At 67.0% G+C, this 25,662-nt stretch carries 23 protein-coding genes and 1 pseudogene; 8 read left to right on the top strand and 16 right to left on the bottom strand.

Annotated elements, in window-relative coordinates; translation table 11 throughout:
• Positions 1-13: 13 nt before the first annotated feature.
• The 3 genes from BN1959_RS13330 to BN1959_RS13340 form a co-directional block, all read right to left on the bottom strand.
• Positions 14-709 carry a hypothetical protein gene (locus tag BN1959_RS13330; protein ID WP_053949110.1) on the bottom strand — a complete coding sequence of 232 codons (696 nt, stop codon included), beginning with the start codon at positions 707-709 and terminating at the stop codon, positions 14-16.
• A 42-nt stretch (positions 710-751) separates the two neighbouring features.
• Positions 752-2,173 (bottom strand): MATE family efflux transporter, encoded by a 1,422-nt coding sequence (locus BN1959_RS13335; RefSeq protein WP_237560348.1) that lies wholly within the window; start codon positions 2,171-2,173, stop codon positions 752-754.
• Between the two features lie 378 nt (positions 2,174-2,551).
• Positions 2,552-2,740: a hypothetical protein gene (locus BN1959_RS13340; RefSeq protein WP_053949111.1), complete on the bottom strand. Its 189-nt coding sequence runs from the start codon at positions 2,738-2,740 to the stop codon at positions 2,552-2,554.
• Between the two features lie 116 nt (positions 2,741-2,856).
• On the opposite strand from BN1959_RS13340, the gene BN1959_RS13345 reads away from it, so the two are divergent.
• Positions 2,857-4,683 carry a S9 family peptidase gene (locus BN1959_RS13345; protein WP_053949112.1) on the top strand — a complete coding sequence of 609 codons (1,827 nt, stop codon included), beginning with the start codon at positions 2,857-2,859 and terminating at the stop codon, positions 4,681-4,683.
• A gap of 394 nt (positions 4,684-5,077) precedes the next feature.
• Here BN1959_RS13345 and BN1959_RS13350 read toward each other — a convergent pair whose 3' ends face one another.
• Complete coding sequence (locus BN1959_RS13350; RefSeq protein ID WP_053949113.1) at positions 5,078-5,821, bottom strand: creatininase family protein; 744 nt, start codon at positions 5,819-5,821, stop codon at positions 5,078-5,080.
• 96 nt (positions 5,822-5,917) lie between these two features.
• On the opposite strand from BN1959_RS13350, the gene BN1959_RS13355 reads away from it, so the two are divergent.
• A complete protein-coding gene (locus tag BN1959_RS13355) occupies positions 5,918-7,330 on the top strand; it encodes a serine hydrolase (protein WP_053949114.1) in 1,413 nt (470 codons plus the stop codon).
• A gap of 3 nt (positions 7,331-7,333) precedes the next feature.
• Here BN1959_RS13355 and BN1959_RS13360 read toward each other — a convergent pair whose 3' ends face one another.
• Entirely contained in the window at positions 7,334-7,723 is a 390-nt protein-coding gene (locus BN1959_RS13360; protein ID WP_053949115.1) for a hypothetical protein, read from the bottom strand.
• Positions 7,724-7,866: 143 nt separating this feature from the next.
• On the opposite strand from BN1959_RS13360, the gene BN1959_RS13365 reads away from it, so the two are divergent.
• Positions 7,867-8,526 (top strand): hypothetical protein, encoded by a 660-nt coding sequence (locus BN1959_RS13365; protein ID WP_154018292.1) that lies wholly within the window; start codon positions 7,867-7,869, stop codon positions 8,524-8,526.
• Here BN1959_RS13365 and BN1959_RS13370 read toward each other — a convergent pair.
• Complete coding sequence (locus BN1959_RS13370) at positions 8,518-8,919, bottom strand: plastocyanin/azurin family copper-binding protein (RefSeq protein ID WP_053949117.1); 402 nt, start codon at positions 8,917-8,919, stop codon at positions 8,518-8,520. The two genes, BN1959_RS13365 and BN1959_RS13370, sit on opposite strands and share 9 nt — an antisense overlap.
• A gap of 89 nt (positions 8,920-9,008) precedes the next feature.
• Here BN1959_RS13370 and BN1959_RS15520 point away from each other — a divergent pair, with 89 nt between their 5' ends.
• Positions 9,009-13,127, top strand: coding sequence for a DNA topoisomerase I (locus BN1959_RS15520; protein ID WP_053949118.1), 4,119 nt, complete (start codon positions 9,009-9,011; stop codon positions 13,125-13,127).
• Between the two features lie 3 nt (positions 13,128-13,130).
• Here BN1959_RS15520 and BN1959_RS13380 read toward each other — a convergent pair whose 3' ends face one another.
• The 7 genes and pseudogenes from BN1959_RS13380 to BN1959_RS13405 all read right to left on the bottom strand — a co-directional run bounded on the left by BN1959_RS13380 (position 13,131) and on the right by BN1959_RS13405 (position 17,976).
• A complete protein-coding gene (locus BN1959_RS13380; protein ID WP_053949119.1) occupies positions 13,131-13,460 on the bottom strand; it encodes a hypothetical protein in 330 nt (109 codons plus the stop codon).
• Positions 13,457-13,756: a MarR family transcriptional regulator gene (locus tag BN1959_RS13385; RefSeq protein WP_053949120.1), complete on the bottom strand. Its 300-nt coding sequence runs from the start codon at positions 13,754-13,756 to the stop codon at positions 13,457-13,459. Before BN1959_RS13385 ends, BN1959_RS13380 begins: the two co-directional genes overlap by 4 nt.
• On the bottom strand, positions 13,753-13,998 hold the full coding sequence (locus tag BN1959_RS13390; protein WP_053949121.1) for a DUF433 domain-containing protein: 246 nt from the start codon (positions 13,996-13,998) through the stop codon (positions 13,753-13,755). The genes BN1959_RS13385 and BN1959_RS13390 overlap by 4 nt, the downstream gene beginning before the upstream one ends.
• A gap of 383 nt (positions 13,999-14,381) precedes the next feature.
• Positions 14,382-14,552, bottom strand: a complete 171-nt coding sequence (locus BN1959_RS14880; RefSeq protein WP_154018293.1) for a hypothetical protein — start codon at positions 14,550-14,552, stop codon at positions 14,382-14,384.
• Between the two features lie 414 nt (positions 14,553-14,966).
• A pseudogene (locus BN1959_RS15550) lies at positions 14,967-15,102 on the bottom strand (restriction endonuclease); the annotation flags it as partial.
• A 1-nt stretch (position 15,103) separates the two neighbouring features.
• Positions 15,104-16,444: a hypothetical protein gene (locus BN1959_RS13400; protein ID WP_053949122.1), complete on the bottom strand. Its 1,341-nt coding sequence runs from the start codon at positions 16,442-16,444 to the stop codon at positions 15,104-15,106.
• Positions 16,441-17,976, bottom strand: a complete 1,536-nt coding sequence (locus BN1959_RS13405) for an AAA family ATPase (RefSeq protein WP_053949123.1) — start codon at positions 17,974-17,976, stop codon at positions 16,441-16,443. Before BN1959_RS13405 ends, BN1959_RS13400 begins: the two co-directional genes overlap by 4 nt.
• A 363-nt stretch (positions 17,977-18,339) precedes the next feature.
• Between BN1959_RS13405 and BN1959_RS13415 the strand changes: the two genes are divergently transcribed.
• Positions 18,340-19,041, top strand: a complete 702-nt coding sequence (locus BN1959_RS13415; RefSeq protein WP_053949125.1) for a phosphoglycerol geranylgeranyltransferase — start codon at positions 18,340-18,342, stop codon at positions 19,039-19,041.
• On the opposite strand, the gene BN1959_RS13420 is transcribed toward BN1959_RS13415, so the two are convergent.
• A complete protein-coding gene (locus tag BN1959_RS13420) occupies positions 18,984-19,928 on the bottom strand; it encodes a hypothetical protein (protein WP_053949126.1) in 945 nt (314 codons plus the stop codon). The two genes, BN1959_RS13415 and BN1959_RS13420, sit on opposite strands and share 58 nt — an antisense overlap.
• Before the next feature lie 116 nt (positions 19,929-20,044).
• Between BN1959_RS13420 and aspS the strand changes: the two genes are divergently transcribed.
• Positions 20,045-21,346, top strand: coding sequence for an aspartate--tRNA(Asn) ligase (gene aspS, locus BN1959_RS13425; RefSeq protein WP_053949127.1), 1,302 nt, complete (start codon positions 20,045-20,047; stop codon positions 21,344-21,346).
• A gap of 284 nt (positions 21,347-21,630) precedes the next feature.
• The gene (locus BN1959_RS13430) at positions 21,631-22,089 is read left to right on the top strand and encodes a universal stress protein (protein ID WP_053949128.1); all 459 of its coding nucleotides are present in this window, start codon (positions 21,631-21,633) and stop codon (positions 22,087-22,089) included.
• Positions 22,090-22,128: 39 nt separating this feature from the next.
• Here BN1959_RS13430 and BN1959_RS13435 read toward each other — a convergent pair whose 3' ends face one another.
• Positions 22,129-22,782, bottom strand: a complete 654-nt coding sequence (locus BN1959_RS13435; RefSeq protein WP_053949129.1) for a helix-turn-helix domain-containing protein — start codon at positions 22,780-22,782, stop codon at positions 22,129-22,131.
• Positions 22,783-22,865: 83 nt separating this feature from the next.
• On the opposite strand from BN1959_RS13435, the gene BN1959_RS13440 reads away from it, so the two are divergent.
• Positions 22,866-24,209 (top strand): cytochrome P450, encoded by a 1,344-nt coding sequence (locus tag BN1959_RS13440; protein ID WP_079978707.1) that lies wholly within the window; start codon positions 22,866-22,868, stop codon positions 24,207-24,209.
• A gap of 16 nt (positions 24,210-24,225) precedes the next feature.
• Here the strand turns inward: BN1959_RS13440 and BN1959_RS13445 are convergent, their stop codons facing one another.
• Positions 24,226-25,620 (bottom strand): hemolysin family protein, encoded by a 1,395-nt coding sequence (locus BN1959_RS13445; protein ID WP_053949131.1) that lies wholly within the window; start codon positions 25,618-25,620, stop codon positions 24,226-24,228.
• Positions 25,621-25,662 lie beyond the last annotated feature (42 nt).

Consider the following 25,662-nt stretch of genomic DNA (forward strand, 5'->3'; position numbering starts at 1 on the left):
GAGGACGGCTGGCTCAGTCCCGGAGCAGCAGCCACGCGCCCGCGGCGACGGCGACCGTCTCGAACAGGCGTTCGACCCCCGGCTGTGCCGGATACGGAATCGACTGTCCCCGTTCGTACACGACGTAGTAGTCGCCGTCGACCAGCAGCACCTCGTCGGCGTCCTCGATCGGCTCGTTCGTCGTGATCGAGCCGTCCCGGACCGCCGTCTTCGCGGTGTCGGAGACGCGGTCCTCCTCTCGAGCCACGTCTTCGAGCGCCGCCGCCGCGTCGACACGCTCCACGCCGAGTTCGACGGTCATGCCAACAGACTCGTTCGCCGCGACGAACGTCGTCGAGCGGCGGTAGACCTCGTCCCCGAGCATCACGTACTCGTCGGTTCTCGCTTGTCGGGTGAGTTCGTCGCCCGCATATCCGGTGACCCGGACGATGCTGGGGTTCACTCCCGTGACGTTGCCGTCGAGGGCGCCACCGTCGTAGAAACACCGCCGGGAGAAGGTCGAGCGGTCGAAGCAGTCGATCCCGTCGACGTCCTCGATGTCGCTTCCCCGAGGGGCGTCGACGGCCAGCTTCCCGTCCTCGGTCGAGAGCTCCGCTGTCTCGTACCGGTAGTCGGGGCCAGTCACGTCGAGTGCGAGGGCCCAGATCGGCACCGCGATCAGCAGGAGGGCGACCGCGACCGTGAGTTCGCGTCGTGTTGGAGGGCGCATGGAGGGAGCAAGCGCCGGGGAGGAGAAAAATCCAGTCCCGACCTAGTCGTCGCCGGCCGCGACGTTCGGCTCGGTGTCGACGACCCCCTCCTGCCAGCGCCCGAGGTTGAACCACGCGGCGCCGATGACGAACGTGATCACGCCGGAGAACGCCATCGCCCACCAGAGCCCGGCAGCGTCCCACGCGAGGTAGTACGCCAGCAGCCACGCGACCGGGATGCGGAACGCCCAGCGCGAGGCCAGCGAGAGCGCCATCGCCTGCGGGGTCTGGCCGGCGCCGCGGAAGCCGCCCTGAATCACCATCAGCCCGCCCATGAACGCCCAGAACGGCGCGATGATCCGCAGGAGCACGACCCCGGCGTCGATCACAGGCTGCTCGTCGACGAACACGCCGACCGCCGTCGCGGGGTAGACGTACACCAGCGCGCCGACCGCGAACAGGAAGATCATCGTCGCCGCGGTCGCCTTCCACGTCACCTCCTCGGCGCGCTCGGGCGTGTCGGCGCCGAGGTTCTGCCCGACGCCGGTGGCGGTGGCCTGCCCGACCGCGCCGGAGACGGTCCACGAGACCGACATCAGCCGGATCCCGATCCCGTAGGCGGCGGTCGCGACCGGGCCGAACCGGGCGACCAGCGCCGCGAAGAACACCGCCGCGAAGGAGCGTGCGAGCCCGTCGCCGGTGCCGGGCGCGCCGATGCGGACCAGATCCGTGAGAACCTCGCGATCCGGCTTCAGGTCCGGGATTCGGAGGCGGACCCCCCAGCCGCCGTGGAGCAGGACGCCGAGTCCTACCACCGCGGCGAGCACGCGGGAGATGAGCGTCGCGATCCCCGCGCCGCGGACGCCCATCGCGGGGAACGTGATCGTCCCGACGAGCGGCGCGCCCTCGACGAGCGTCCAGCCGAGGATCAGGAACGGGTCGAGGATCACGTTCACGCCGGCCGACAGCACGACCAGCCACATCGCCGTCCGCACGTCGCCCGCGGCGCGCAGCACTGCGCGGAACGCGAAGAAGAGGAACGTGAAGGGGATCGCCGCGAGGATCGGTTCGAGGTAGGCCAGCGAGTAGTCGAACACCTGTCCCTGCGCGCCGATCAGCGAGACGAGCGGGTAACGGATCGTGAAACCGATCGCCGCGAGCGCGAGGCCGACGGCAACGGTCAGCAGCACGGTCTGCCCGACCGCGTGGTCGGCCTCGCGCTGCTCGCCGGCGCCGACGTACTGCGACACCAGCGCGACCGCGGCGGCAGTGATCCCCATCGCGACCGAGACGAACATCCAGGAGGTGGGGAACATCAGCGACACCGCCGCCACCGCCTCGGCGTTCACGCGCCCGACCCAGAACATGTCCGCGAGGTTGTACAGCGTCTGGACGAGGTTGCCCAGCACCAGCGGCCACGAGAGCGCGAACAGTTTGGGCGTGATCGCGCCGGTCGTCATGTCGACGCGGGCGTCGTCGCTCACGGGGGTTCGGTGGTGACGGGAGCCGATAAATCCCGCCGTTGCGGACGAACTGGTGGGGTTCTCTCGTTCCGAGATGGGTGTGCGGTGGCGCGAGACGGGCGCGGCCCTGTGCCGCGCCTCAGCGCGAGGGACGAACGAGCGAACGGAGTGAGCGAGTGAGTCGGTTGGGGAGGCGTGTGGACTGTCCGGTCGGGTGGGACTGAAAGGGGCTGTCGGCTCGACGAACCCGGACGACGCAAGCACCGCTGCGAAGCGAGGAGCGCAGCGAGTCCCGGGAGTCGAGCCGACAGGGGCTTTCACCGTGTTGCTGTCCCGGAGATATCGGCCGTTTTAGATCGAACCGAAGACAAGCAAGGCGGATTTGCCACCGAACTATGACTACTCGTACAGCACGTAGAACGTCTCGTCGCAGCCGTCACACGGGATACTCTCTTGCTCCCGGCTCTCGTAGAACGCGCCCGCGGCGGCGGAGAAGTTCTTTTGTTTGTTTATGTCGGTGATCTCGCCGGCAACTGCCACCTGATTCACTTCCTTACAGTACGGGCACATGAGCTGCTCGACAGTCATTCGTCGTCTACGACGCTGACTGCGTACTAAAGCTTGTTCCGCAAGAACGACACAGAATCCCGGCACACACAGCCCCCGCCCGAACCCATTTCCCCCACCCCCCACCACACGTCCCCATGAGCTACGACATCGCCCGCTACCTCGGCATCGACAGCACCGACACGCCCACTTTCACCGTCAACGACACACTCGCCTACCTCGGCGACACCACCGGCACCCCGCAGGTGTACCGCCTCGACGAACCCGGGGGCTACCCCGAGCGCCTGACCGCCCACGACGAGCGCGTCTCGTTCGTCGACGCCTCCCCGACCCGCGACGAGCTCATGTTCGGCATGGACGAGGGAAGCAACGAGCGCGATCAGCTCTACCGCTACGACCTCGAAACGGGCGAGGAGACCCAACTCACCAACGACCCCGAAGCCAAGCACCTCTGGGGCGGCTGGGGGCCCGAGGGCGACCGCTTCGCGTTCGCCGCGAACCGCCGGCAGGGCGACACGTTCGACGTGTACGTACAGGGCCGGGACGCGGAATCGGCCGACCTCGTCTGGGAGGGCCCCGGCGGCTTCGTCGGCGTCGCGGCGTGGCACCCCGCTGGCGACGCGCTGATCCTGCAGGAGTCGAACTCCAGCGCGGATCAGGTGCTCTACTGGCTCGGTATCGGGAGCGGCGAGGCCGAACGCCTCACCGACGCCGGCGAGGAAGCCCGGTATCACCACGTGAATTTCGGTCCCGACGGCGACCTGTACACAGTCACCGACTACGGCGCAGAGACGGCGTACGTCGGCCGGATCGACCCCGCCGGCCGCGGCCACGGGGGCGTCGACGAGATCGAGACGATCGAGCCGGGTCACGACGACTGGAACGTCGACTCGCTCCAGATCGACGCTGGGAGCGGCCGAGCGGCGTACACCGTCAACGTCGACGGCTACTCGGAGACCTACCTCGGCGCGCTCTCGGCTGAGGGCAGCGCGATCTGCGACACCGCCCGGCCGGACCTCCCGGCTGGCGTCGTCGCCGGCGTGGAACTCGGCCCCGACGGCGAGCGTGTGGCGATCGAGTTCAGCGCCGACGATCATCCACACTCGATCTACGTGGCCGGAAGCGAATCCGGCGACACGGAGCGCTGGACCACCCCCGGGACGCTCGGGATCCCCGAAGATCGATTCCTGCGCTCGGAAACGATCCGCTACGAGACGTTCGACGACCGGGAGATCCCCGCGTACTGGACGCTCCCCGAAGGCGTGAGCGAGGGCGGGAGTGACGGAGAAGTCCCGGTGATGGTCGACATCCACGGCGGGCCCGAACACCAGCGCCGGCCGTGGTTCTACCCGACGAAGCAGTACTTCCTCGATCAGGGGTACGCCGTGCTCGAACCCAACGTCCGGGGCTCCTCGGGCTACGGCAAGGCGTACACCCACCTCGACGATCAGGAGAAGCGCCTCGACTCGGTGCGGGATATCGAGTACGCCGTCGAGTGGCTCGAACGCCAGCCCGCGGCGGACACCGACCGGCTGATCGCCTACGGGCGCTCCTACGGCGGGTTCATGGTGCTCTCGGCGATCACGCAGTACCCCGACCTCTGGGCCGCCGCGGTCGACTTCGTCGGTATCGCGGACTTCCAGACGTTCCTCGAGAACACCGGTGAGTGGCGCCGCAGCCACCGCGCGGCGGAGTACGGGAGTCTGGACGATCCCGAACTGCTCGAACGGATCTCGCCGATCCACGACGTGGACGAGATCCAGTGTCCACTCTTTATCCAGCACGGCGCGAACGACCCGCGCGTGCCCGTGAGCGAGGCCGAGCAGATCGCCGACGCCGTCGAGGCGCGCGGGATCCCGGTGGAGACCTGCATCTTCGAGGACGAGGGCCACCACACGACGGACCGGGCGAACCTGATCGAGGAGTTCGAACGGATCTCAGCGTTCCTAGACGAGCACGTCTGAGAAGTCCGAGAGCGTGTCAGCAGAGGTTCGGCGGAGATTTTCGACCGAAGTGTGAGGTGGACCGACCGCACCGCGAACGGCGCCCGCAACTCGGTCGTTGACCACTTGCGACCGCAACCGCCCCGCACAGCCCTCACCGCTCGCGGGTCGCTCCGCTCCCCGCTCGCTTCGAGGCGGTTTGCCTCGCCTTCGGCGAGTTTTCCCGCCTCGCCTCCTCCCCAGCCGACTCACTCGGCCTTCGGCCTCGTTCGTCCTCCGAGAGAGCAAGCTCTCTCGTGCCCTCGTTCGCTCCGCTCACGAGGACCTCGCGCTCGGTCGGCGCACGGAGGCGCCGACGCTTCGCGCCACCGCACAGCCTCGGCAGAAAACAAGCGTCTCGGTACTTCGTGTCGATCTACCACCCGGCGTCGATATCGCTTTTGAGCGCCTCCAGAATCTGCTCGGTTCCGTGGTCGATCACCTCGGCGACCGCTTCGGGATCCGCGTTGGTCGGGTCGCCCAGCCCGCCGAGGTCGGTGACGCGGTCGAAGTAGCCGTAGCTGGCGGTCTCGGGCATCTCCTTCGCGTTCTGGGGCTGTTTCTTTCCCTCCTTCACCAGATCCGGGCGGTAGTGCTCGATCACGCTAGTCTCGTGGTCGCCGGCGTGGCCCCAGCCCTCGCCGAAGACCTCCTGCAGTCGCTCGCGGGCGAAGTCCGTCCAGTGAACGAAGTGGGTCGCGAGGTCGTACTCCCGGACGAGCCGGTCGGCGGCGTTCGACAGCGGCTCGCGGTTGCCGCCGTGACAGTTGACGATCACGAACCGCTCGACGCCGTGGCGGGCGAGGCTGGCGCCGATCTCGACGATCGCGTCCTCGTAGGTCAGCGGGTCGAGCGTGATCGTCCCGGGGAAGTTCATGTGGTGCTCGCTCATCCCGTACGGCATCGTCGGCAGGCGGACGAACCGGAGGCCGTGGTCGTCGGCCGCGTCGACGAGCTCCTCCGTCAGGTGCTCGGCGCGGAGCGTGTCCACCGAGACTGGCAGGTGGACGGAGTGCTGTTCGACGCTTCCCGTCCCCAAGAGCGCGGCGTCGGCGTCGGCGAAGGCGTCCCCGGCGTCCTCCCACGTCATCGTCGTCAGGTCGTCGTCGGTCTCGGGCATACGCGCCCCTGGGTCGGGACGGGGCAAAGAGCTACGGGAACGGGCGACCCCCACGGCCGCCCGCACCTTCTTCGGGCCGGGCACCCGAGCGACGGTATGTCCATCGACGCCGACACCGAACGCGAGATCGGCCGGCTCTGTCGCCGGGTCGTCCGCGAGGAGAACCTCCCCGGGCTGAGCGTCGCGGTCACCGACGCCGACGAGACGCTGTTCGCCGAGGGGTTGGGCTCCCGTGATCTGACGGGGAACCGCCCCGCAACCCCGGAGACGCTGTACGGGATCGCCTCCTGCACCAAGTCGTTCGCCGGCGTGGCACTGCTCCAACTCGTCGAGAGCGGTATCTGCGACCTCGACGACCCCGTCTCCGCGTACACTCCAGTCGAGTTCGACGAGCCCGAGCCGACGCTGCACCACCTGCTGACGCACTCCTCGGGCCTCCCCTCGCTGGGCGTGAGCGAGACGCTGCTCGCCCGTCGACTGCGACTTCCGGACCCGAACGTCCCGCTGGGGGATATCGAGGACTTCTACGCCCACGTCGACGCCGCCGACGCCGAGCGCACCGACCCGCCGGGCGAGCGCTTCGCCTACTGTAACACCGGCTACGCGCTGCTGGGCGAGACCGTCGAGTCGCTCACGGGCAAGCCGTTCGAGGAGTACGTGACCGAGCACGTGTTCGAGCCGCTGGGGATGGAGCGCTCGACGTTCGACGACCACGAGTTCTCGATGGCCGACGACCACATGACCCAGTACCGACAGACCGACGACGGGCTGATGGCGTCGTCGTTGCCGACCCGGGACATCGGCGCCGCCACAGGGGGCATCCTCACCTCCGTCTCGGAGATGGCTCAGTACCTCCGCCTCCACCTGAACGGCGGGGCGGCCGCGGGCGAGCGCCTGCTCGACGCGGAGACGCTCGCGCGAGCCCACGCCGGCCACGTCGACGTGCCCGGGCGCGCCGCGGGTCGGGAGGGGCCCGACCGAAGCTACGGCTACGGGTGGTTCCGCGACGAGGGGTTCCTCGGCGACCGAACGCTACTGGGCCACTCGGGGTCGATCACGGTCTCGTCGGCGTATCAGGGCTTTCTCCCCGACGAGGAGGTCGGCGTCGCGCTGGCCGCGAACACCTCGCCGGCGTTCCCGCTGGGCGTCGTCGGCGAAGGCGTGCTCGCGACGCTGCTGGGCGAGGATCCGGCGGAGTCGGTGCCGTTCTTCCGCCTGCGCCGGCGCCACCGACGACTCGCCGGGGAGTACAGCGCGTACGAGGGCGTGATGAACGCGACCGTCGAACGCGACGGCGCCACGCTCCGCGTCGATTTCGATCACCCGCTGAAGGACGGGGAGACGGTACTGTTCCCGGCCGAACCGGACGAGAGCGAGGGCCGGGACGGCGACACAGTGTACCGGTACGAGACAGTCGATTCCGCGGGCCGGCGCGAGCCGGTAGAGTTCCGGGTCGAGGACGGCGAGGCGTCGCTGTTGATCGACCGGTGGCGGCTACGGGCGACGTGACAGTCAGCCAACCGGCGGCAGGAGGCTCTGGCGGAACAGCAGGACGGAGACGTTGTTCAGGAGGACGAGGAAGCCGACAGCCGTCAGCAAAACGAGATACGCTCGGCCCGCCTGAAGCATGACGCTACCGAACCGCGCCGACCGTCGGGAGATCGCCTCGTAGGCCGCAAAGCCCGCAACTGCGGTGACGCCAACGGCGAGGTGGACGCCGACGAGGACCGACGGCGGCTGCCCGAGCAGCCACGCCATCCACGGGTTCGACTCCGCGTCCGGGCCGACGATCGCCACACAGAGCAGCGTCGTGAACAGGTCTACCGGGAGCAGCAGGAACAGTGCCGTCCCGACCCAGCCCCAGTAGGACTCCCGGTCGACGGCGCCCACGGGCTGGTCCATACTGCACGGGTGGGGAGCCGGAGACAAATCATCACCGGCGTGTCGAGGAGAGTTTCGTATCTCGGTATAAAGTTTATCGGTGGCCGATGCAGGGTCAACGAATGGGGGTATTGCTAAGTGACTCCTGGTCGAATCCGATAGCGATGAGTCGGCGAACCCCCGCGATTCCCGGAAACAGCACGCTACGGGAGTTGGTCCTCTCGGTCGTCGGGCTCGCGCTGTTGCTCTGGCTGACCGACTTCTCGCTGGACGCCGCGATCCCGCTAGCCGTACTGTTCGGGTCGATCGCCCTCCACGACCTGCTCGACGAGCGGTACGCCCTGCCCGACGGGACGAGGTGGATCGCCTACGGCGCCAGCGTCGCCGCCGTCGGCACGTATATCGCCGTCCGAGGTGCGGTCGGTCCGGGCGTCGTGGCCGCAGTCGTCGGGGGGTGGTTCGTCCTCGACGGTGCGGCGACCGTCCGTGCGGGAGCCAGTTCGGAGCCCCACGAGTACGCCGCCGCGCTAGACGAGACGAACAACGGGGAGGCGATGCTGCGAATCCAGACGCTCGGCTCGATCCACGAGGCGCTGCGCGAACACGACGATCCCCGAACCGTCAGCGAGATTGCCGACACGCTCGGTCTCGCGACCGACCGGGCGGCGTCGGCGCTCGACTACCTCGAGACGCGGGGACAGGTCGAGCGTGTCGACGGGAAACGCTACCGGGCAGTCGAACCACGCTGGGGGAGCCTGCAGCCGGTCGTGTCGTTCGTGCAGTGGCTGCCGCGACGGCTGCTGCGGCCAATCCGACTACTCTGAGACGATCACGTCCCCGACCATCCCCAACCGCTCGTGGGGTTCACAGACGTAGTGGTACTCGCCGGGCACCTCGAACGTGAACTCGTAGACGTGGCCGGAGTCGTGGATGTCGGGTTCGCCGCCCCAGTCGGCGTCGGCGGGCTGGTCACGGACGACGACGTTGTGGTTGACCGAGCGCCAGAGCCACCGAACGCGGGTGCCGGGTTCGATCCGGAGCGGTTCGTCCGTGCCCGGAGTGAACACGTTCTGCCCGCCCGGGCCGACCTCGACGACGGGGCCGTCGAAGCTGCTGGTCTCGGTCGCGTCGTCGCCGCCGGAACAGCCGGCGAGGAGGGTCGCGGACGCGATCGCTGCGGTGCCACGGCGGAGGAACGCACGGCGGGAGTTGCGCATACGCGAGCGTGAGCGCGCGCGAGGAACATGTCTTCCGATCCCGGAGCGCGAAACGTTTAGGCCCGGGAGCGGTGTACTGCCGGTAGCGAATGGAACTCATCGTCACCGAGAAGGACAACGCGGCCCGTCGCATCGCGGAGATCCTCAGCGACGGTACCGCCGACGCCGAACGGGTCAACGGCGTCAACGTCTACGGCTGGGGGGGCACGCGGGTGATCGGCCTCTCGGGCCACGTCGTCGGCGTCGACTTCCCGCCGGAGTACGACGACTGGCGGGACGTCGAGCCCCACGAACTCATCGAGGCGCCGATCGACACCGAACCCACGCAGGAGGCGATCGTCGCCGCGCTCCGGCGGCTCTCCCGGGACGCCGACCGCGTGATCATCGCGACCGACTACGACCGCGAGGGCGAACTCATCGGGAAGGAGGCGTTCGACATCGTCCGGGACGTGGACGAGTCGGTCCCCATCGAGCGCGCGCGGTTCTCCTCAATCACCGAAAACGAGGTACAGGACGCCTTCGCGAACACGGGCGAACTCGACTTCGACCTCGCCGCGGCGGGCGAAGCGCGCCAGACCGTGGATCTGGTCTGGGGCGCCGCACTCACGCGCTTCCTCTCGCTCTCTGCGGGCCAACTGGGCGAGGACTTCATCTCCGTCGGCCGGGTGCAGGGACCGACGCTGAAGCTGCTCGTCGACCGCGAGCGCGAGATTCAGGCGTTCGACCCCGACGACTACTGGGAGCTGTTTGCCGATCTCACGAAGGACGGCGGCGCCGGCTTCGAGGCGCAGTACTTCTACCTCGACGAGGACGGCAACGAGGCCCGGCGCATCTGGGACGAGGTGGCCGCCGAGAACGCCCACGAGGCGCTCGCGTCGGCCGCCGACGCCGCCGTCGAGGAGGTGAACCGCCGGACCCGGACCGACGAGCCGCCGGCGCCGTTCAACACCACGCAGTTCATCCGCGCGGCGAGCTCGCTCGGCTACTCGGCCCAGCGCGCGATGAGCATCGCCGAGGACCTCTACACCGCGGGCTACATCACCTACCCGCGGACCGACAACACGGTCTACCCGGACGATCTCGACCCCGAGGAGCTACTGGAGGCGTTCTCGGAGACGTTCTTCGGCGACAGCGTCGCGGAACTGCTGGAGCAGGACGAGATCGAACCCACCGAGGGCGACGAGGAGACCACCGACCACCCGCCGATCCACCCGACCGGCGAGATGCCGACGGATCTGGACGACGACGAGTGGGAGGTGTACGAACTGGTCGTCCGGCGCTTCTTCGCGACCTGTGCGCCCGCGGCGACGTGGGAGCACCTGCGCGTGGTCGCGGGGGTCGAAGGCGAAGTCTCGCTGCCCGCCGGCGGCGAGCGCGGCCTCTCGCTGAAGGCCAACGGGAAGCGCCTGCTGGAGGAGGGGTACCACTCCGTCTACCCGTACTCCTCGGCCGACGAGACCGTGGTGCCGGACGTGGAGCGCGGCGAGGCGCTGGCGGTCAGCGACGTGCGCCTCGACGCGAAGGAGACCCAGCCGCCGCGGCGCTACGGCCAGTCGCGGCTGATCGAGACGATGGAGGAGATGGGGGTGGGGACGAAATGTCTGACTGAGGATACAGAGGTGCTCGTTCGGAGCGGAAACGACATCGAGCGCCGGAAGATCAGTGCGGTTTTCGAGGACGAACAGGTCGTCCTCGCCGACGGTGATACGGAAATCGCAACGACCAGTGGTGCACCGAAAACCATCTCTGTCGAGGAGGCGACAGACCGAGCCATCGAAGCCGAGGGAACGCTTGTCAGCAAGCGTGAACTCGGTCCGGACGAAGAGGTGGTACGCCTCCGTACGGCGAACAGCTCGTTCTCGGTCACGTCGGACCACCCGCTGTACGTACGGAACGAAGGGACGCAGATCGTTCAAGCTGGGGAGGTAGAACCCGGTGACGAACTACTGAGCATCCGCCCCACGACCGACCAGACCGAATCTGACAACCTTGATCCGGTACTGACGTGGGAAACGTTCGCGACGGAGTCCGACCGGTGGACGAAGCTCTACGGGACGGACTCCAACAACGCTCTCGCGGAAACGCGAGCGAAAACGGGGCAGACCCAGCGAGAACTTGCGGACCAACTCGACATCGACAGGGCGGAGATCAGTGCATGGGAGAACAGCTACCGGGACGTTCCAGTGTGGGTTCTGGGCCGAACCGGGATTCGTCCCGACGAACTACACGGACTAAATGAGGGAGTGACCTTCGAGAATCCCTTCCCTATTCGCTGGTCCCCCAATCTCGCTCGGGTGCTCGCAAATCTCCTCGGAGACGGTTCGATCCACGTCGACGAATCCGAAAATGTCGTCGACGTGAGATACCACAACACCGATAAGCAACTCATCGAGCGGTTCGCTTCGGACATCGAGGCGATATTCGGTGTACATCCGTCAGTGAGCGATCGACCGGGGCGTGAGTCTCATCACCAGATGAAGTATCAAGCGAACGTTCCCTCCAGTGTCAGCCGGATCCTTCATCACTTGCTCGAAACCGTCGAAGACTCTGGTTGTCCCGCCGTTCCTGACGAGTACGTCCCATCGTTCATTGGTGCACTGATGGACGACGAGGGTCACGTTTCTCGGGAACGAAAGGCGTTCATCTCGAACACGAACCATGAACTGCTCGCCGAAGTCGGAGAAATGCTCGAGGACCGGGGTATCGAGACGAAACTTGCGGAATCCCAGCACAAGCTCCACATCCGAGGTCGAGAGAACTTAGAGCGCTTCTTCGACCAGATACCGGTGGCTATCGACGAAAAGTACCATAGAGCGCTCGATGCACTCCGGAGTTATGACGTAACGCGGCACAAAGCACGAATACTCGAACTGACCGTTGAGCAGCCGAGGTCGACCAGCGAACTGGCTGCCGAACTCGGCCTTTCCGAAGGTCGGGTCGGGAGTATCGTCAGCGCACTTCGCAGAGAGAACTACCTCGAGAAACAAATCAGTGGAAGCAACCGGAGCCACGACGGAAACAGAACGATTCGGTATGTTGCGAGCGCGTTCGAGGGGTCGATATACGGTGCAGTTCTCGGAAAAACGAGCGGGCAGACCGTTCTAGAGGTGACGGAACGGGAGTACGACGGCCCTGTTTACGACCTCACAGTCGACGAAGACGCCCCGAATTTCGCCGTTGGGGGTGGAGTAGTCGTCCACAACTCCACCCGCCACAACACCATCGAGAAGCTGTACGACCGCAACTACGTCGAGGGCGACCCGCCCCGGCCGACGCAGCTGGCCCACGCGGTCGTCGAGGCCGCCGAGGAGTTCGCCGACCACATCGTCAGCGAGGAGATGACCGCCCAGCTGGAGGCGGACATGCGCGCCATCGCCGCCGGCGAGAAGGAGTTCGACGAGGTGACCGCGGAGTCCCGCGAGATGCTGGAGACGGTGTTCGAGGAGCTGCGGGAGTCCCGCGAGGAGGTCGGCGACCACCTGCGGAAGTCGATGAAGGCCGACAAGATCCTCGGCCCGTGTCCGGAGTGTGGCGAGGACCTGCTCGTCCGGAAATCGCGCTACGGCAGCTACTTCGTCGGCTGTGACGGCTACCCCGACTGCGAGTACACGCTCCCGCTGCCCTCGACGGGGAAGCCGCTGATCCTCGACGAGAAGTGCGAGGAGCACGGACTCAACCGCGTGAAGATGCTCGCCGGGCGGAAGACGTTCGTCCACGGCTGCCCGCTCTGCAAGGCCGAGGAGGCCGACGCCGAGGCCGACCGCATCATCGGCGCCTGTCCCGAATGTGGGGAGGAACACGGCGGGGAGCTGGCGATCAAGCAACTGCGCTCGGGCTCGCGGCTCGTCGGCTGTACGCGGTATCCGGACTGCGACTACTCGCTGCCGCTGCCCCGCCGCGGCGAGATCGAGGTGACCGAGGAGACCTGCGAGGAGCACCACCTCCCGCACCTCGTGGTCCACGGCGACGACGACGAGCCGTGGGAGCTCGGCTGCCCGATCTGTAACTACCGGGAGTTCCAGGCCCGCGAGGCCGACTCCGAACTGGAGACCGTCGAGGGGATCGGCGAGAAGACCGCCGAGAAGCTTGCGGAAGCGGGCGTCGAGGACGTGGAAGGGCTGAAGGACGCGGACCCGGACGAACTGGCGTCGAGCGTGGACGGGGTTAGTGCGGGGTCGGTGCGGGACTGGCAGGCCAAAGCCGACTGAGCGTCAGATCGCACCGATGTAGTCGGCCGTGGCGGTCGCGATCTCGTCCGTCGTTTCCTCGTCGAGTAGGCCCTCCCGTTCTTCGATATCCGCGTGTCGGATCGAGACGACCGTCCACGGGTTCGCGTAGCTCTCCCGCGGGAGTCCACCGGCGACGAACGCCTCGTCGGAGAGTTGGATCGCATCCGGTCGTTCAATTGTCGTGACCGCAGCGTAGAGTGCTTCCTCGTCGCCGAACGGGTGGCTGTCGTCACTGAGTCGGACGTACGGTCGGTAGTTGTGGTCCGCGAACAGGTCGGGACCTTTGACGACCGCGCCTCGGTCCGGCGTCACTCGTCGCCGTAGTAGTCGTCGGTCGTCGAGGCCGAACTCGCGCCGGCCTGCGCCGCGAAGGAAGCGAGCCGGTCGTCCTCGGCGATCGCCCAGTAGCGCCCGCGGTGGCGGACCAACCCGCGGTCCTCCAGCCGTGAGAGCACGGCGCCCACGCTGCCGCGCTTGATCTCGGTGGCCTCGTGGATCTCGGTCTGGGTGAACGCCTGGTCGTCGTTGCGCGCGAGGAACTGGAGGATTCGGTAGGGCTGCGTCCCTTTCTGTAGGTCGAGAGCGTTAGATGGCGTGTCCTCACTCATGTCGCTTCCTCGTCGTTGTTCCGAGCCTTCGGTAGTTGGTCGAACTCCTCCGAGTTTCCGTAGAAGTACGCGAGGGCAGCGTGTACGTCCTGCAGCGTCAGTGTCGGGTAGTGGTCCACGATCTCGTCCGGGGAGTAGCCGCTGTACTCGTAGGCGTCGGCGACGTTCTCGACGCGGATCCCGGTACCGCCGACGGTCGGCGATCCGTCGCTGTGATTGTCGTCCCGAACGATCTCGGTCATACCGGCGAGTTGGGCGGTTTCGTGCTTAACTCTCGGGTGTGGCGGTTAGCGGTTACCCAAGTCGTCCCCGAAGCTCAGTGAGATCGTACGTATCGTCGCCCTTGGGGAGCACTGCGACGACGGTCATCACATCGTCGCTGATCTCGTATATCACGCGGTAGCCACTGTTTCCGACTCGTTCGCGATAGAAGTTGTACGCGTCCGAGCCGGTCAGATAGGTCAGGTGCTCCTGCGGGACGCGACCCCACTGGATCTTGTCCTTCCAGTCGTCGATCTTCCGCAGTATCCGCGCTGCATGATCAGGGTTGTGCTACTGAATCGAACTGAGATCGTCTTCGAGGACGATAGGGAGAATCCGAAGGGACGACGGCGCGTGTGGCACGCTATTCGTCGTCGAGGTCGATACCGAACTTCTCGGCGACCTCGTCGGTCGTGAGGAGTTCATCGTCGTCGATTTCGTCGAGCGAACCGACTCGCTCGGCGATCACGGCCGCCTCGTCCGGAAGTAGCTCCTCGTCGTCGTCGGGGTCCGGAGAGCGCCCTTCGGTGGCCATACGCGAAATAACGTCGTCACCCGGAATAAGGGTTCTGCACACCCACCTTCTGACTCCCACCTTTTACTCGTCGGGTGGCTCGCTCCGCTCGCCACCGCTCCTCGCAAAAGCTGGAGCAAAACTGGGCTCACCCGCTTCGCTCGTTCGCGAACGGCATCGGTGTCCACGACTGGCTAGCGGCTCGACCGCACCGCGACGCTACTGGACACTCTCCTCGACGATCTCGATCTCCTCGTCGGTCAGCCCGTACAGTTCGTACACGATCTCAGTCCCACCTTTTACTCGTCGGGTCGCTCGCTCCGCTCGCGACCACTCCTCGCAAAAGCTGGACCATCACCGGAACGCTTCGCGTTCCGGTTAGCAGCCAGAAATTTTCGATTTCTGGCGACAAAAGGGGCGCTCGCTTCGCTCGCGCTAGTAGATACTCTCGGAAATCAGGTCGTCGGTGCGCTGGATCTTCGCGTCCAGTTCGTCGGCGCGCTGCTTCGTCTCGCAGTACTGCGCCAGGCCGCCGGCCACGTCGTCGACGCGGGAGGGTGAGCGCGCGCAGTTCAGAGCACTTCCGCCAACACCCGCATGAGTCGTTCCTCGACTTCCGACGCCTGCAGGATCCGGATCGACTCCTGATCGTCGAGATCAGCCGTTTCCTCGCCTTCGAGATCCTGAATCACGAGCACGCCGTTCCAGCCCGAACCGAACGGCTGGTCGTCGTCGTACACCAGATCTCGGTCCTGCCGGAGGAACGCGAGGTACTCCAGCGTCTCCTTGATTCCCGAGCGGACGGTGTCGTAGTTGGTCGAGTTCTTCACTTCGGTCACGAGATACTCACGGCGGTCCTCCTCCCGAATCTCCAGTACGATCACGTCCGGGCGACCCGTCGACTGCCGGAGTTCCCGATCCTCGAAGTACGCCTCCGCGACGGACTGCGTCTCGCGCTGGACGAGCCCAGCCCGGGAGAGGTCCTCGCGGGAGCGTTCGAACTCCTCGGGGACGAACGAGAGCCCGCGGTCGCGGGCAGAACTGTCATGATAGAGCAGGAGCTCCCGGCTGTCGTGTTCCAGCCGAGCGATCTCCTGCGAGCCCGACTCGATGGTCCGGATGGTGAACGCTGACTCGTCCAGCGACTCGACGGCCGAGACGTACCGGAACAGCACGTACAGTTCCAGCAGCGTCTCCTCGTCGTCGGGCGTGATGGTCGTCTCCCGGAGCAGTTCGGCGACGGCGTCCTCCTCGGCCGCAAGACTCTCGCGGTACTGTCGGAGCAATCGGGCCGACTCCCGATAGAGGTCGCTCCGGGCGCTCTCGGCACGCTGGAGCATTCGGTCGGTCGGCTCGTACTCGGTGGGGTCGCGAATTCGGGAGACGTGGACGTTCCGCTCGAACACGTTCCGCAGCACGTCGACGAGATCGAGGCTCTCCCGCCAGCGGTCGGTCACCCAGTCGTACTCCCGGTCGAACAGGTGTGCACAGTCGTCGAGCGTCTCGTAGATCAGCGCGAGCAGCCGCTTCAGGACGACGTTCTCGTCGGTGTCGTAGTTCTCGGCGCGGTTGTCACAGACGAACAGCGACCGGTCCTTGGGGTTGCGCGAGTAGCGCTCCCGGACGGTCCGGTTCCAGTCGATCCGGCCGTCGACCCGTCCACGCGACGTGTTCGAGACGCTCTCGGTCTCGGTCCGGATACTCCGCAGGCGGCGAGGGAGCCGTTCGACGAAGTCGACGACGTCGGGGCGGAGGACGAAATGCAGTCGGACCAGACTCTCGTAGTCGTCGAAGCGACTGTCCAGCGCGTCGGGACGGAGTTCCTCGACTACCTGCTGCTCCGGGAACGAGCCGTGCATCACGTACGCGAGCACGTCCTGCGAGAGCCCCTCGATCAGTTCGTCGCGCCTCATCGGGCGTCGGCGAGCCTGACCTGCAGAATGTCTCTCGCGAGTGCGACGAGTCGGTCCCCATCGAGACAGTTGAGGTCGGCGAGCTCCGAGACGATCGCTTCCCGGCGGGCAACGCCCTCCAACTGCGGGAAGACGTAGTCCGCGACCGCCCGGGTGAGGGCCCCGTTCCGGGGAAGGCCCGAGTGAGTGACGTGGGAGAGCATGTCCTTGACGATGGCCGGCCCCAGTTTCCGCTCCTCGATCGTGGTGTTCGCGATCCGCCACACCTCACCCACGTCGGCCAGCAGGTCCTCGTCGGCGTCGATGCCCCAAACGGACGCGTACTCGGCGACGAGTCCCCCCGGATCGTCCTCCGGAATCTCGGGCGCGTCGACGTGAATGAACGCGAACCGACGCATGAACGCGTAGGACATCTCGTAGAGGGCGGTCTTGTCGTAGCTGTTCATCGTCGCGAACAGCCGCCACGACTCGGGCATGACGTACTCGTTGGGGCTCAGTTCTCCGTCGAACTCGTCGCCCGGGAGGATCTCGATCTCCTCGCCGTCACGAGTGAACGGGAGTTGGACCCCCTGCCCCGAAAGCAGCGTGAACAGTTGCCCGAACGACTTGTCGATGTCGGCGCGGTTGATCTCGTCGATCACCAGCGGTTCGTTCCGTTGGACCCCGTCGCGCTTGAACCGCCTGAGCACCTGCCCGGCCACGAACGAGAGGTCGCCCTCGCCCCCCTCTTCGGGCATGTAGCCGCCGACAGTCTCGAACGTCGACCAGTCCGCCGTCGCGGTCGTCATCTGGTGTCCGGAGTACACGTCGTCGTGAGCGCCAGCGAGGTGTCGGGAGACGCGGCGGGCAATCTCGGTTTTCCCGGTTCCCGGCGGGCCAGTGAACACGATGTGCTTGCCGGCGTTGAGTGCTGCGTTCACTTGGTCGACGATCTCGGCGGGCTGCTCGCCCGGGAAGTAAAGGCCGTCCAGCGTCGATTCCGGCACGTCGACGGTCGGGGTCGCTCGCACGTCGATTTCGGGTTCGTCACCGCCACCGCTCGATCCGTAGACGAACTCCTCGACCGACCCCCAACGGCCACGGATGCCGCCGATCCCCATCTCGTTGAGCGGGCTGAACCCCATCGTGTGCTCGATCTCGTAGCCGGCCAAGTCGTGGACCTCCGCCGACGCGACGCCCAGTTCGACTGGCTCCTTCAGGTAGAGAATACAGACCCACGGGCTCCCGTCCTCGTGATTCGGCCATATCTCCCTTCCGAGTTCCTCGTTCCGCTCGGTCTCGAGCACCTCGGCAGCGTATTCGTACTCGCCGTCGCGGTAGAAGATGAGGAAGTCGCCCGCCTCGACGTGGCGCCACGAGCCTTCGACCGACTCTTTCGTCCCCCACAGCCGAACGGTGCCGCCCAGTTCGCGTTCCGTCGACGCGTCGATATCGTCGGCGTCGACACCCGAGAGCACGGTTCGGTCGAAGTTCGCTCGTGCCTCGTCGCTACCGAACGGTGCTCGGTAGATCTCCGGCCCGTCGTAACCCATTACTCACGCCTCTCGCTGGAGGACACAAAAACCCACGCGCTGTTCCCACCCCGGAACTCAGGTAGGAAGGCGGGAGCAGGACCCACGACCGATGCAGATGGTGAAACACGACACGGCGGCGTGTCCTGCCTGTGGTTCGGCGCTGTGGTTCGGGACGAAATCGGAGGGAACCGGCTGGAAAGTCTACTACGAGTGCACGGCGTGTGAGTTCGAGCGGCAGCCGGGGAGAGTACCGGTGGGTGAGGTCGAGAGTCGGGACGAGGTGATGAATCGAGCCGAGTCGATGGGACGACGGTTCTGAACTGTCCACGGCTCGAACCACGGTCCGCGCACTTTTTAGCCACAGACCGAACATCGGACTCCATGACCGGCCCGTGGGCAGCGTGGGACCACGTCCTGAAGGTGGACCCCGACAAGGAACTGGCAGCAGGCGAGACGTTCGACGACGTCGCCGCGACGGGCACCGACGCGCTCGAGATCGGCGGCACCATGGACGTGACCAGCGAGAAGATGCAGCGGGTCGTCGACGCCTGCGCGGCCCACGACGTGCCGATCTACCAGGAACCCTCCAACCCCGGCGTCGTGATCGAGCACGACGCGCTCGACGGCTACCTCGTCCCCACCGTCCTGAACGCGGGCGACCCGTTCTGGATCACCGGCGCCCACAAGGAGTGGGCCCGGATGGACGATGAGCTCGACTGGCCCAACACCCACACCGAGGCGTACGTGGTGCTCAACCCCGACGCCGCAGTCGCCGAGTACACCGACGCCGACTGCGACCTGACCGCCGCGGACGTGGCCGCCTACGCCGGCGTCGCCGAGCGCATGTTCGGCCAGGATATCGTCTACCTCGAGTACTCCGGCACGTACGGCGACCCCGAAACCGTCGCCGCGGCGGCCGAGGAACTCGACGACGCGACGCTGTTCTACGGCGGCGGGATCCACGACTACGAGAGCGCCCGCGAGATGGGCGAACACGCCGACACGGTCGTCGTCGGCGACCTGCTTCACGACGAGGGCGTCGACGCGGTGGCCGAGACCGTCGACGGCGCGAAGGACCCCTGATCGGTCCACGCCTCCACTGAGAGCCGGAAGCGCTCGTCGTCGAACGCGACGTACAGCTCTTCGGGGTACGGTGCCGGGAGGGCGGGTGCGTCCTCCAACCGATCGCGCAGCGCCGCCAGCGCGTCCGACTGCGGGTTGCACTCCTCGTAGATGTCGTCGCCGCGTGCGTCCCGGAGGATCTCCAACTGGGCCTCTGGAATGTCGCGCAGATCGACGAGGTACTCTTCGCCGAGGTGTGATCGGAACGCCGCCTCGTCCTCGGCGACACGCTCGGTCGTGACCTCGTAGGTCTTCCGCCGGATCGTGCGAGTCCGCTCACCCAGAACCTCGACGCGGACCGGCCGGTCCGCCCACTCGACCCACGTCGTGTTCCCGATCAGCACCGAGCCGTCGCCGCCGTCGGGGTACGGCACCGAGTGGTTCCGGACGGTGAACTTCTTCACGGGGAGACCGGCCTCCGGCCGATCGGAGACCGCCATCCGGAACGCCCGGCGGTCGTTCGCGGGCAGCGCCTCGAACGGGACGAGCTCGGCGTCGATGGGGGTATGCCCCGAGCGCCACTTCGCGGAGAGTTCGAACGCCGGAATGTCGGTCGTGTCGACCTGCTCGCTGCGGGCCCGGTAGAACGCGCCGTCGTGGCGGACGATCGTCGGCTCGCGGAACGGCGACGGCTCGTAGGTGGTCAGTCGTGTGCCGCCGTTCTCGACGGCGTCGGCCGCGGCGGCCTGCTGCCGTTCGACCAGCCAGCCGTCGAGCTCGGCGATCGGATCGAACTGCTGGGTGTCGACGTTGGTTCCCGACTCACAGCCGCCACCGGCGAAGCCGAGACAGCCGCCAGTCACGAGCGAGGCCGCAAGCGCCAACACACCGCGCCGGTGGAGGGACATGGCGGTGGAACGACACGCCGCCGCTATACCTCTTTCGTCAGCGCCGGGCGAGGACGCTGAGCCGGCTCCGCCCCCGAAACGCGGTGTTTAAAGACGCCCCGAGCGAACGCTCGCCCATGCAGGACCGAACCTACGCGGCGGACGTGGACGCCGGCGAGTCGGCCACGGTGGCCGGCTGGGTCCACGAGATCCGCGACCTCGGCGGCATCGCCTTCCTCATCCTCCGGGACAAGAGCGGCAAGCTCCAGATCAAGCTGGAGAAAGACGAGATGGACGACGAGCTGGTCGAGACCGGCCTGAACGTCCACCGCGAGTCGGTGCTCGAAGTCGTCGGCGACGTGAAGGAGGAGCCCCGCGCGCCGACCGGCTTCGAGCTCGTGCCCGAGTCGATCGAGGTCGTCGCCGAGGCCGACCCCGAGCTCCCGCTCGACCCCTCCGGGAAGGTCGACGCCGAGCTCCCGACCCGACTCGACAACCGCACGCTCGACCTCCGGAAGCCGGAGGTCAAGGCGATCTTCGAGATCCGCGCGGAGGTCATGCGCGCCGCCCGCGAGACGTTCCGTGACCTGAACGCCACCGAGATCAACACGCCGAAGATCGTCGCCACCGGCACGGAGGGCGGCACGGAGCTGTTCCCGATCACCTACTTCGGCGAGGAGGCCTTCATGAACCAGAGCCCCCAGCTGTTCAAGCAGCTGATGGCCGGCTCCGGCCTCGAGACGGTGTTCGAGATCGGCCCGATCTTCCGCGCCGAGGAGCACAACACGCCGCGACACCTCAACGAGGCGACCTCGATCGACTTCGAGTCCGCCTTCGCGGACCACCACGAGGCGATGGACGCCGCCGAGGAGATCGTCGTCTCCGTCTACGAGGCCGTCGCCGAGAACTGCGCGGAGCAGCTCGACCTCCTCGGGTACGACGACTTCGACGTGCCCGAGGGCGACTTCCCGCGCCTGAGCTACGAGGAGGCGATCGAGCGGATCAACGCCACCGGCGAGCTCGACGAGCAGCTCGTGTTCGGCGACGACCTCTCGACGGAGGCCGAACGCGCGCTTGGCGAGGACGTGGGGACGTTCTACTTCATCACCGGCTGGCCCAGCGAGATCAAGCCGTTCTACATCAAGGACCAGGACGACGACGACTCGCTCTCGACGGGGTTCGACATGATGCACCCCCGGATGGAGCTCGTCTCGGGTGGACAGCGCGAGCACCGCCACGAGAAGCTGGTCGAAGGGTTCGAGCAGCAGGGGCTCGACCCCGAGCAGTTCGAGTACTACACGAAGATGTTCAAGTACGGCATGCCGCCCCACGCCGGCTGGGGGATGGGCGGCGAGCGACTCGTGATGACGATGCTCGGGCTGGAGAACATCCGTGAAGCGGTTCTCTTCCCGCGCGACCGGCAGCGCCTCTCGCCCTGAGAGGCGCTCCGGCGAGCGGGAACCAGAGAGACGAGCGGAGCGAGTCTTCTCGCGTTCCCGCGAGATCGCCAGCGTCTGAGTCCCTACGGGCGACGGCGGAGGGATTCCCGTTTTCCCGCGTGTCACTGTCCCCGTGTACCGACGGCCGATAGCACGGACCTTGGCCACGGCGTCGATCCCGGGAGGTCCGACGCGTCGAGTTACTCTCGCTCGGTCACGCTGAATCTCGTTTGTTCGGTGAAACGTTGACGAATCCATATACTCGGGTGTCGATGCTCCCCGGGATGGTGATCGTGGTCCCGTTCGACGGCACTGATCTCGCGACGACTGCGCTCCTCCACGCCGAGAACGCCTCGAAGCTGTACGCTGACCCCGTCGTGGCCCTCACCGCGATACCGCGAGGGAACGTGAAGTACGCCAGAGACCGGAGGTGGCTCTCGGCCGACGAGCCCTTCGACATGGAGACCATCGTCGCTCGTCTGCGGGGTCAAGTCGCAGAGGCCGTTCCCGAGTCCGAGTTCAGACACCTCTCCGTCCCACGGTACTCCTCGACCGGGGCGATCTCCAGTCAACTCCGTCGGTTCGCGAAGGATCTCGACGCGTCGGCGGTGTTCATCGGGAGTGAGAACGCGGGCCGGATCGTCGTCGGGATGGGGAGCGTCGGCGGCCGAGTCGCTGCCGATCTGGAGTACGACGTCGCGATTATCAGGCAGTCGCTCTCGGAGGCCGATTTCGCCTCGTAGTGGTCGCCGCCGACTCCCTCACCCGTCGACGGATACCGACTACGATTCCGCTTCGGTTCTCCCCAACGCCGACGCCACAAGCGCCGCCTCCGCGTGCCGCAGGTGTTCGGCGACGGTGCTTCCCGAGACCCCGAGCGTCGACGCCACCTCGGCCTGCGTCGCCCGTCGTGGGTAGTCGTAGTAGCCGGCCTCGTACGCCGCCGCCAGCACCTCGCGCTGGCGGTCAGTCAGCGAGTCGGGAGAGGCGGACCAGCTCTCCCGCACCGAAAGCACCGTCACGTCGGCGACCTCCCGAACCACCGACAGCGCCTCCCGTAGGTTCGCTCCGGCACCGAGAACCGTGAGGTCGACGGCCCCGTCGGCACGGAAACGGATCGGCAGGGTCACGACCAGCGTCCCGGTCGTAAGCACGTCGGCGATCGCCCGCTCGTCGCCCTGCTCCCGGACGTAGACGTACGTCTCGCCCTCGGCTGTCGAGAGCACATCGACCGAGCGAACCCCGGACTCGGCTTCGAGCGCCGAGCGGACCACCGCGGCCGGCCCCTCGATCGAGAACAGTTCCGTCGGGTCCGCGAGGTCGGCACCACCGGAGAGCAACACGGCGTCGCCGATCCGCCCGGCGGACTGGATCGCTCGGTGGACCGGGATCGTCTCCCCTGCCGGCGGCGTGATGCGGAGTCGCGCCTGCTTCATACGGCCCCGATTCGTGCCCTCCGTGATAAACGACCGTCCATAGGTGGGGAAGAGCCTGGGAGAACCGTCCCGGAACCACGAATATGGGCGAGTCACCGGACGCGACGACATCTGTCGATGCCACAGCAGCGCCAGCACCCGACGCACCGCCGCTCGTCGGCCACGCGTTGCCGTACGCCCGCGACCCGTTGGGGTTCGTCGAGCGGGCCGTCGCCGACCACGGGCCGATCGTCTCACTCAGCCTCCCGCGTCGGGAGGGGCTGTTGCTCGCCGACCCGGACGCGATCGGTCGGGTACTGGCGGGCAACGCCGACAACTACCGGAAAGGCGAGTTCCAGCGCCGGGAACTGGGCGGCCTGCTCGGCGACGGTCTGCTCATCAGCGAGGGCGAGTCGTGGGAGTCGGCCCGGCGGGCGATCCAGCCCGCGTTCGACCCGGGGCGCATCGCCGACCACGCGTCGACGATCGTCGACTGCGCCGACGACCGGATCGCCGAGTGGGAAGCCGGCGAGACGGCCGACCTGCTCGAAGCGACGAGTGAGATCACCCTGACGGTGCTCGGGGAGGCGCTGTTCGATACCGACCTCCGGGACGCCACCGAGGTCCGAGACGCCGCCCGTGCGGTGACCGATCGGTTCAGCCCGCGGGGGAGCCTGCCGTTCCACGTGCCCGACTGGGTGCCGCTGCCGCGTAATCTGCGGTACCGCCGCGCGGTCGACCGACTCGACACGTTCGTAGAGTGTCTCCTCGCCGAGCGACGGGCAGAAGTGGGGATGGACGGGGAGACGGACGGCGGCTCGGACCTGCTCTCGGTCCTGCTCGCCGCCGGGATGGACGACACCGAGGTCCGGGACCACCTCGTGACGTTCCTGCTCGCGGGTCAGGAGACGACTGCGCTCGCGCTGACCTACACGCTCCACTGTCTCGCGACTCACCCCAACGAGCAGGCGGCCGTCGCGGCGGAAGTGGCCGACATCGACGGCCGGCCCGAGATGGCCGACTCGCTTCCCCGGACCGACCGCGCGATTCGGGAGGCGATGCGACTCTACCCGCCGGTCCACCTCGTGATGCGGGAAGCGGTCGCCGACGATACCGTCGGGGGCTACCACGTCCCAGCGGGGAGTCTGGTGCTCTGCTCGCAGTGGGCGACCCACCGCCGGTCCGAACTCTACGACGACCCAGAGTCGTTCCGACCAGGTCGGTGGGAGACGGCCGACCACGCGCAGTACGCCTACTTCCCGTTCGGCGCCGGCCAGCGAATCTGTATCGGCCGGCGGTTCGCGCTGCTCGAAGCGCGGCTAGTGCTCGCACGGCTACTGCAGGCGTTCCGGGTCGAACCGGTCACCGAAGAACTGGATCTCGCGGCGTCGATGACGCTCGCGCCGACGAGTCCGGTCGAGGTGCGACGACGCGAGCGGGAGTCGTGAGGAGAGAGCGGGGCGGCTACTCCGCGTCGGCGGTGTCCGGGTCGGGCGACTGCTCCTCCTCCTCGGACTCGCCGGCGTCGTCGGTGTAGTACTCTTCGGTCACCGTCACCCGCGCCTGCTTGATCCGCGTGGTGTCGACCTCCTCGACACGGATGCGGATGCCGTCGTACTCGATCGTCTCGCCCTCTTCGACCAGCCGGCCCGCGCGGTTGAAGATGAAGCCGGCGAGGGTCTCGAACTCCTCGCCCTCGGGGAGATCGACGCCAAGTACTTCGTTCACCTCGTCGATGTTGACCTCGCCGCGGATCAGCGCGGTGTCGTCGTCGACGAACTCGATGGCCTGCTCCTCGTCGCCCTCGAGGATGTCGCCGACGATCTCCTCGACCATGTCCTCCATGGTGAGCAGCCCTTCGGTGGTGCCGAACTCGTCGATGACGATCACCATCCGGAGGCGGTTGTCCTGCATCTCCTCCAGTAGCTCGTCGACGTTCTTCGACTCGGGGACGTGTAGCGTCGGCTGGACGAGGTCCTCGAGTTCGGGTTCGCCCTCGCCGTAGTGGGCCGCCCGCACCAGATCGCGGATGTTCACGACGCCGATGATGTTGTCGAGGTTCCCCTCGTAGACGGGGATGCGCTCGTGGTCGGACTGGATGCACTCCTCGATCGCCTCCTCGACGGTGGCGTCTTTCGGCACCGCGGTCATGTCCAGCCGCGGGGTCATCACCTCCTTGGCGATCGTCTGATTGAACCGGAAGATGCGCTGGAGCATCTCCCGTTCCTCCTCGTCGATGACCCCCTCGCGCTCCCCGGTCTGGATCATATTCTGGATCTCGTCACGGGTGACGTAGGAGTCCTCGATCGCCGAGCCGCCGCCGGTGACGCGGTTGATCACCTGCGTGAGGTAGTCGAAGACGACGATCAGCGGGAGCAGCAGGCGCTCGGCCCACTTCAGCGGGCGGGCGATGCGCAGCGACCACGACTCGGTGTTCTCGACGGCGTAGGACTTCGGCGCGCTCTCGCCGAACAGCAGTACGACCGTCGTGATGCCGAACGTCGCTGCCAGCACGGCCTGTCCCTCCGAGAGGTAGAAACCGAACAGCCACGTCGCGATCGAGGACATCGCGACGTTGGCGATGTTGTTACCGACGAGGATCGTCACCAGCAGCCGGTGGGGGTCCGAGAGGAGGTCCTGGACCAGGTTCGCGCCGGGGACGCCGTCCTCGACGAGCGACTCGACGCGGTGGCTCTCGAGGCCGAACATCGCGATCTCCGAGGAGGAGAAGAATGCGGAGAACCCGATGAGGACGACCAGCATGGCGACGCCGAACGCCGTTTTGGCCTCCTGTCCGAGCGCCGGTAGCTGCAGAACGCCCCTGCTAAGGGCGAGGGTGACCGTGGGAAGCAAGCCCATTTCCCATCGTGATTACTGGGCATCGGGATTAAGCGTTCCCCT

This window comes from Halolamina sediminis (assembly GCF_001282785.1).
Taxonomy (GTDB): domain Archaea; phylum Halobacteriota; class Halobacteria; order Halobacteriales; family Haloferacaceae; genus Halolamina; species Halolamina sediminis.

Bases quoted from the DNA above. Each gene is read 5' to 3' on its own strand.
- BN1959_RS13385 (WP_053949120.1), bottom strand. From the start codon at position 13,756: ATGAGTGAGGACACGCCATCTAACGCTCTCGACCTACAGAAAGGGACG.
- BN1959_RS13415 (WP_053949125.1), top strand. From the start codon at position 18,340: ATGACCGGCCCGTGGGCAGCGTGGGACCACGTCCTGAAGGTGGACCCC.
- BN1959_RS13400 (WP_053949122.1), bottom strand. From the start codon at position 16,444: ATGAGGCGCGACGAACTGATCGAGGGGCTCTCGCAGGACGTGCTCGCG.
- BN1959_RS13330 (WP_053949110.1), bottom strand. From the start codon at position 709: ATGCGCCCTCCAACACGACGCGAACTCACGGTCGCGGTCGCCCTCCTG.
- BN1959_RS13390 (WP_053949121.1), bottom strand. From the start codon at position 13,998: ATGACCGAGATCGTTCGGGACGACAATCACAGCGACGGATCGCCGACC.
- BN1959_RS13405 (WP_053949123.1), bottom strand. From the start codon at position 17,976: ATGGGTTACGACGGGCCGGAGATCTACCGAGCACCGTTCGGTAGCGAC.
- BN1959_RS13445 (WP_053949131.1), bottom strand. From the start codon at position 25,620: ATGGGCTTGCTTCCCACGGTCACCCTCGCCCTTAGCAGGGGCGTTCTG.
- BN1959_RS13340 (WP_053949111.1), bottom strand. From the start codon at position 2,740: ATGACTGTCGAGCAGCTCATGTGCCCGTACTGTAAGGAAGTGAATCAG.
- BN1959_RS13370 (WP_053949117.1), bottom strand. From the start codon at position 8,919: ATGCGCAACTCCCGCCGTGCGTTCCTCCGCCGTGGCACCGCAGCGATC.
- BN1959_RS13435 (WP_053949129.1), bottom strand. From the start codon at position 22,782: ATGAAGCAGGCGCGACTCCGCATCACGCCGCCGGCAGGGGAGACGATC.
- BN1959_RS13350 (WP_053949113.1), bottom strand. From the start codon at position 5,821: ATGCCCGAGACCGACGACGACCTGACGACGATGACGTGGGAGGACGCC.
- BN1959_RS15520 (WP_053949118.1), top strand. From the start codon at position 9,009: ATGGAACTCATCGTCACCGAGAAGGACAACGCGGCCCGTCGCATCGCG.
- BN1959_RS13420 (WP_053949126.1), bottom strand. From the start codon at position 19,928: ATGTCCCTCCACCGGCGCGGTGTGTTGGCGCTTGCGGCCTCGCTCGTG.
- BN1959_RS13360 (WP_053949115.1), bottom strand. From the start codon at position 7,723: ATGGACCAGCCCGTGGGCGCCGTCGACCGGGAGTCCTACTGGGGCTGG.
- BN1959_RS13355 (WP_053949114.1), top strand. From the start codon at position 5,918: ATGTCCATCGACGCCGACACCGAACGCGAGATCGGCCGGCTCTGTCGC.
- aspS (WP_053949127.1), top strand. From the start codon at position 20,045: ATGCAGGACCGAACCTACGCGGCGGACGTGGACGCCGGCGAGTCGGCC.
- BN1959_RS13365 (WP_154018292.1), top strand. From the start codon at position 7,867: ATGAGTCGGCGAACCCCCGCGATTCCCGGAAACAGCACGCTACGGGAG.
- BN1959_RS13345 (WP_053949112.1), top strand. From the start codon at position 2,857: ATGAGCTACGACATCGCCCGCTACCTCGGCATCGACAGCACCGACACG.
- BN1959_RS13440 (WP_079978707.1), top strand. From the start codon at position 22,866: ATGGGCGAGTCACCGGACGCGACGACATCTGTCGATGCCACAGCAGCG.
- BN1959_RS13430 (WP_053949128.1), top strand. From the start codon at position 21,631: ATGGTGATCGTGGTCCCGTTCGACGGCACTGATCTCGCGACGACTGCG.
- BN1959_RS14880 (WP_154018293.1), bottom strand. From the start codon at position 14,552: ATGGCCACCGAAGGGCGCTCTCCGGACCCCGACGACGACGAGGAGCTA.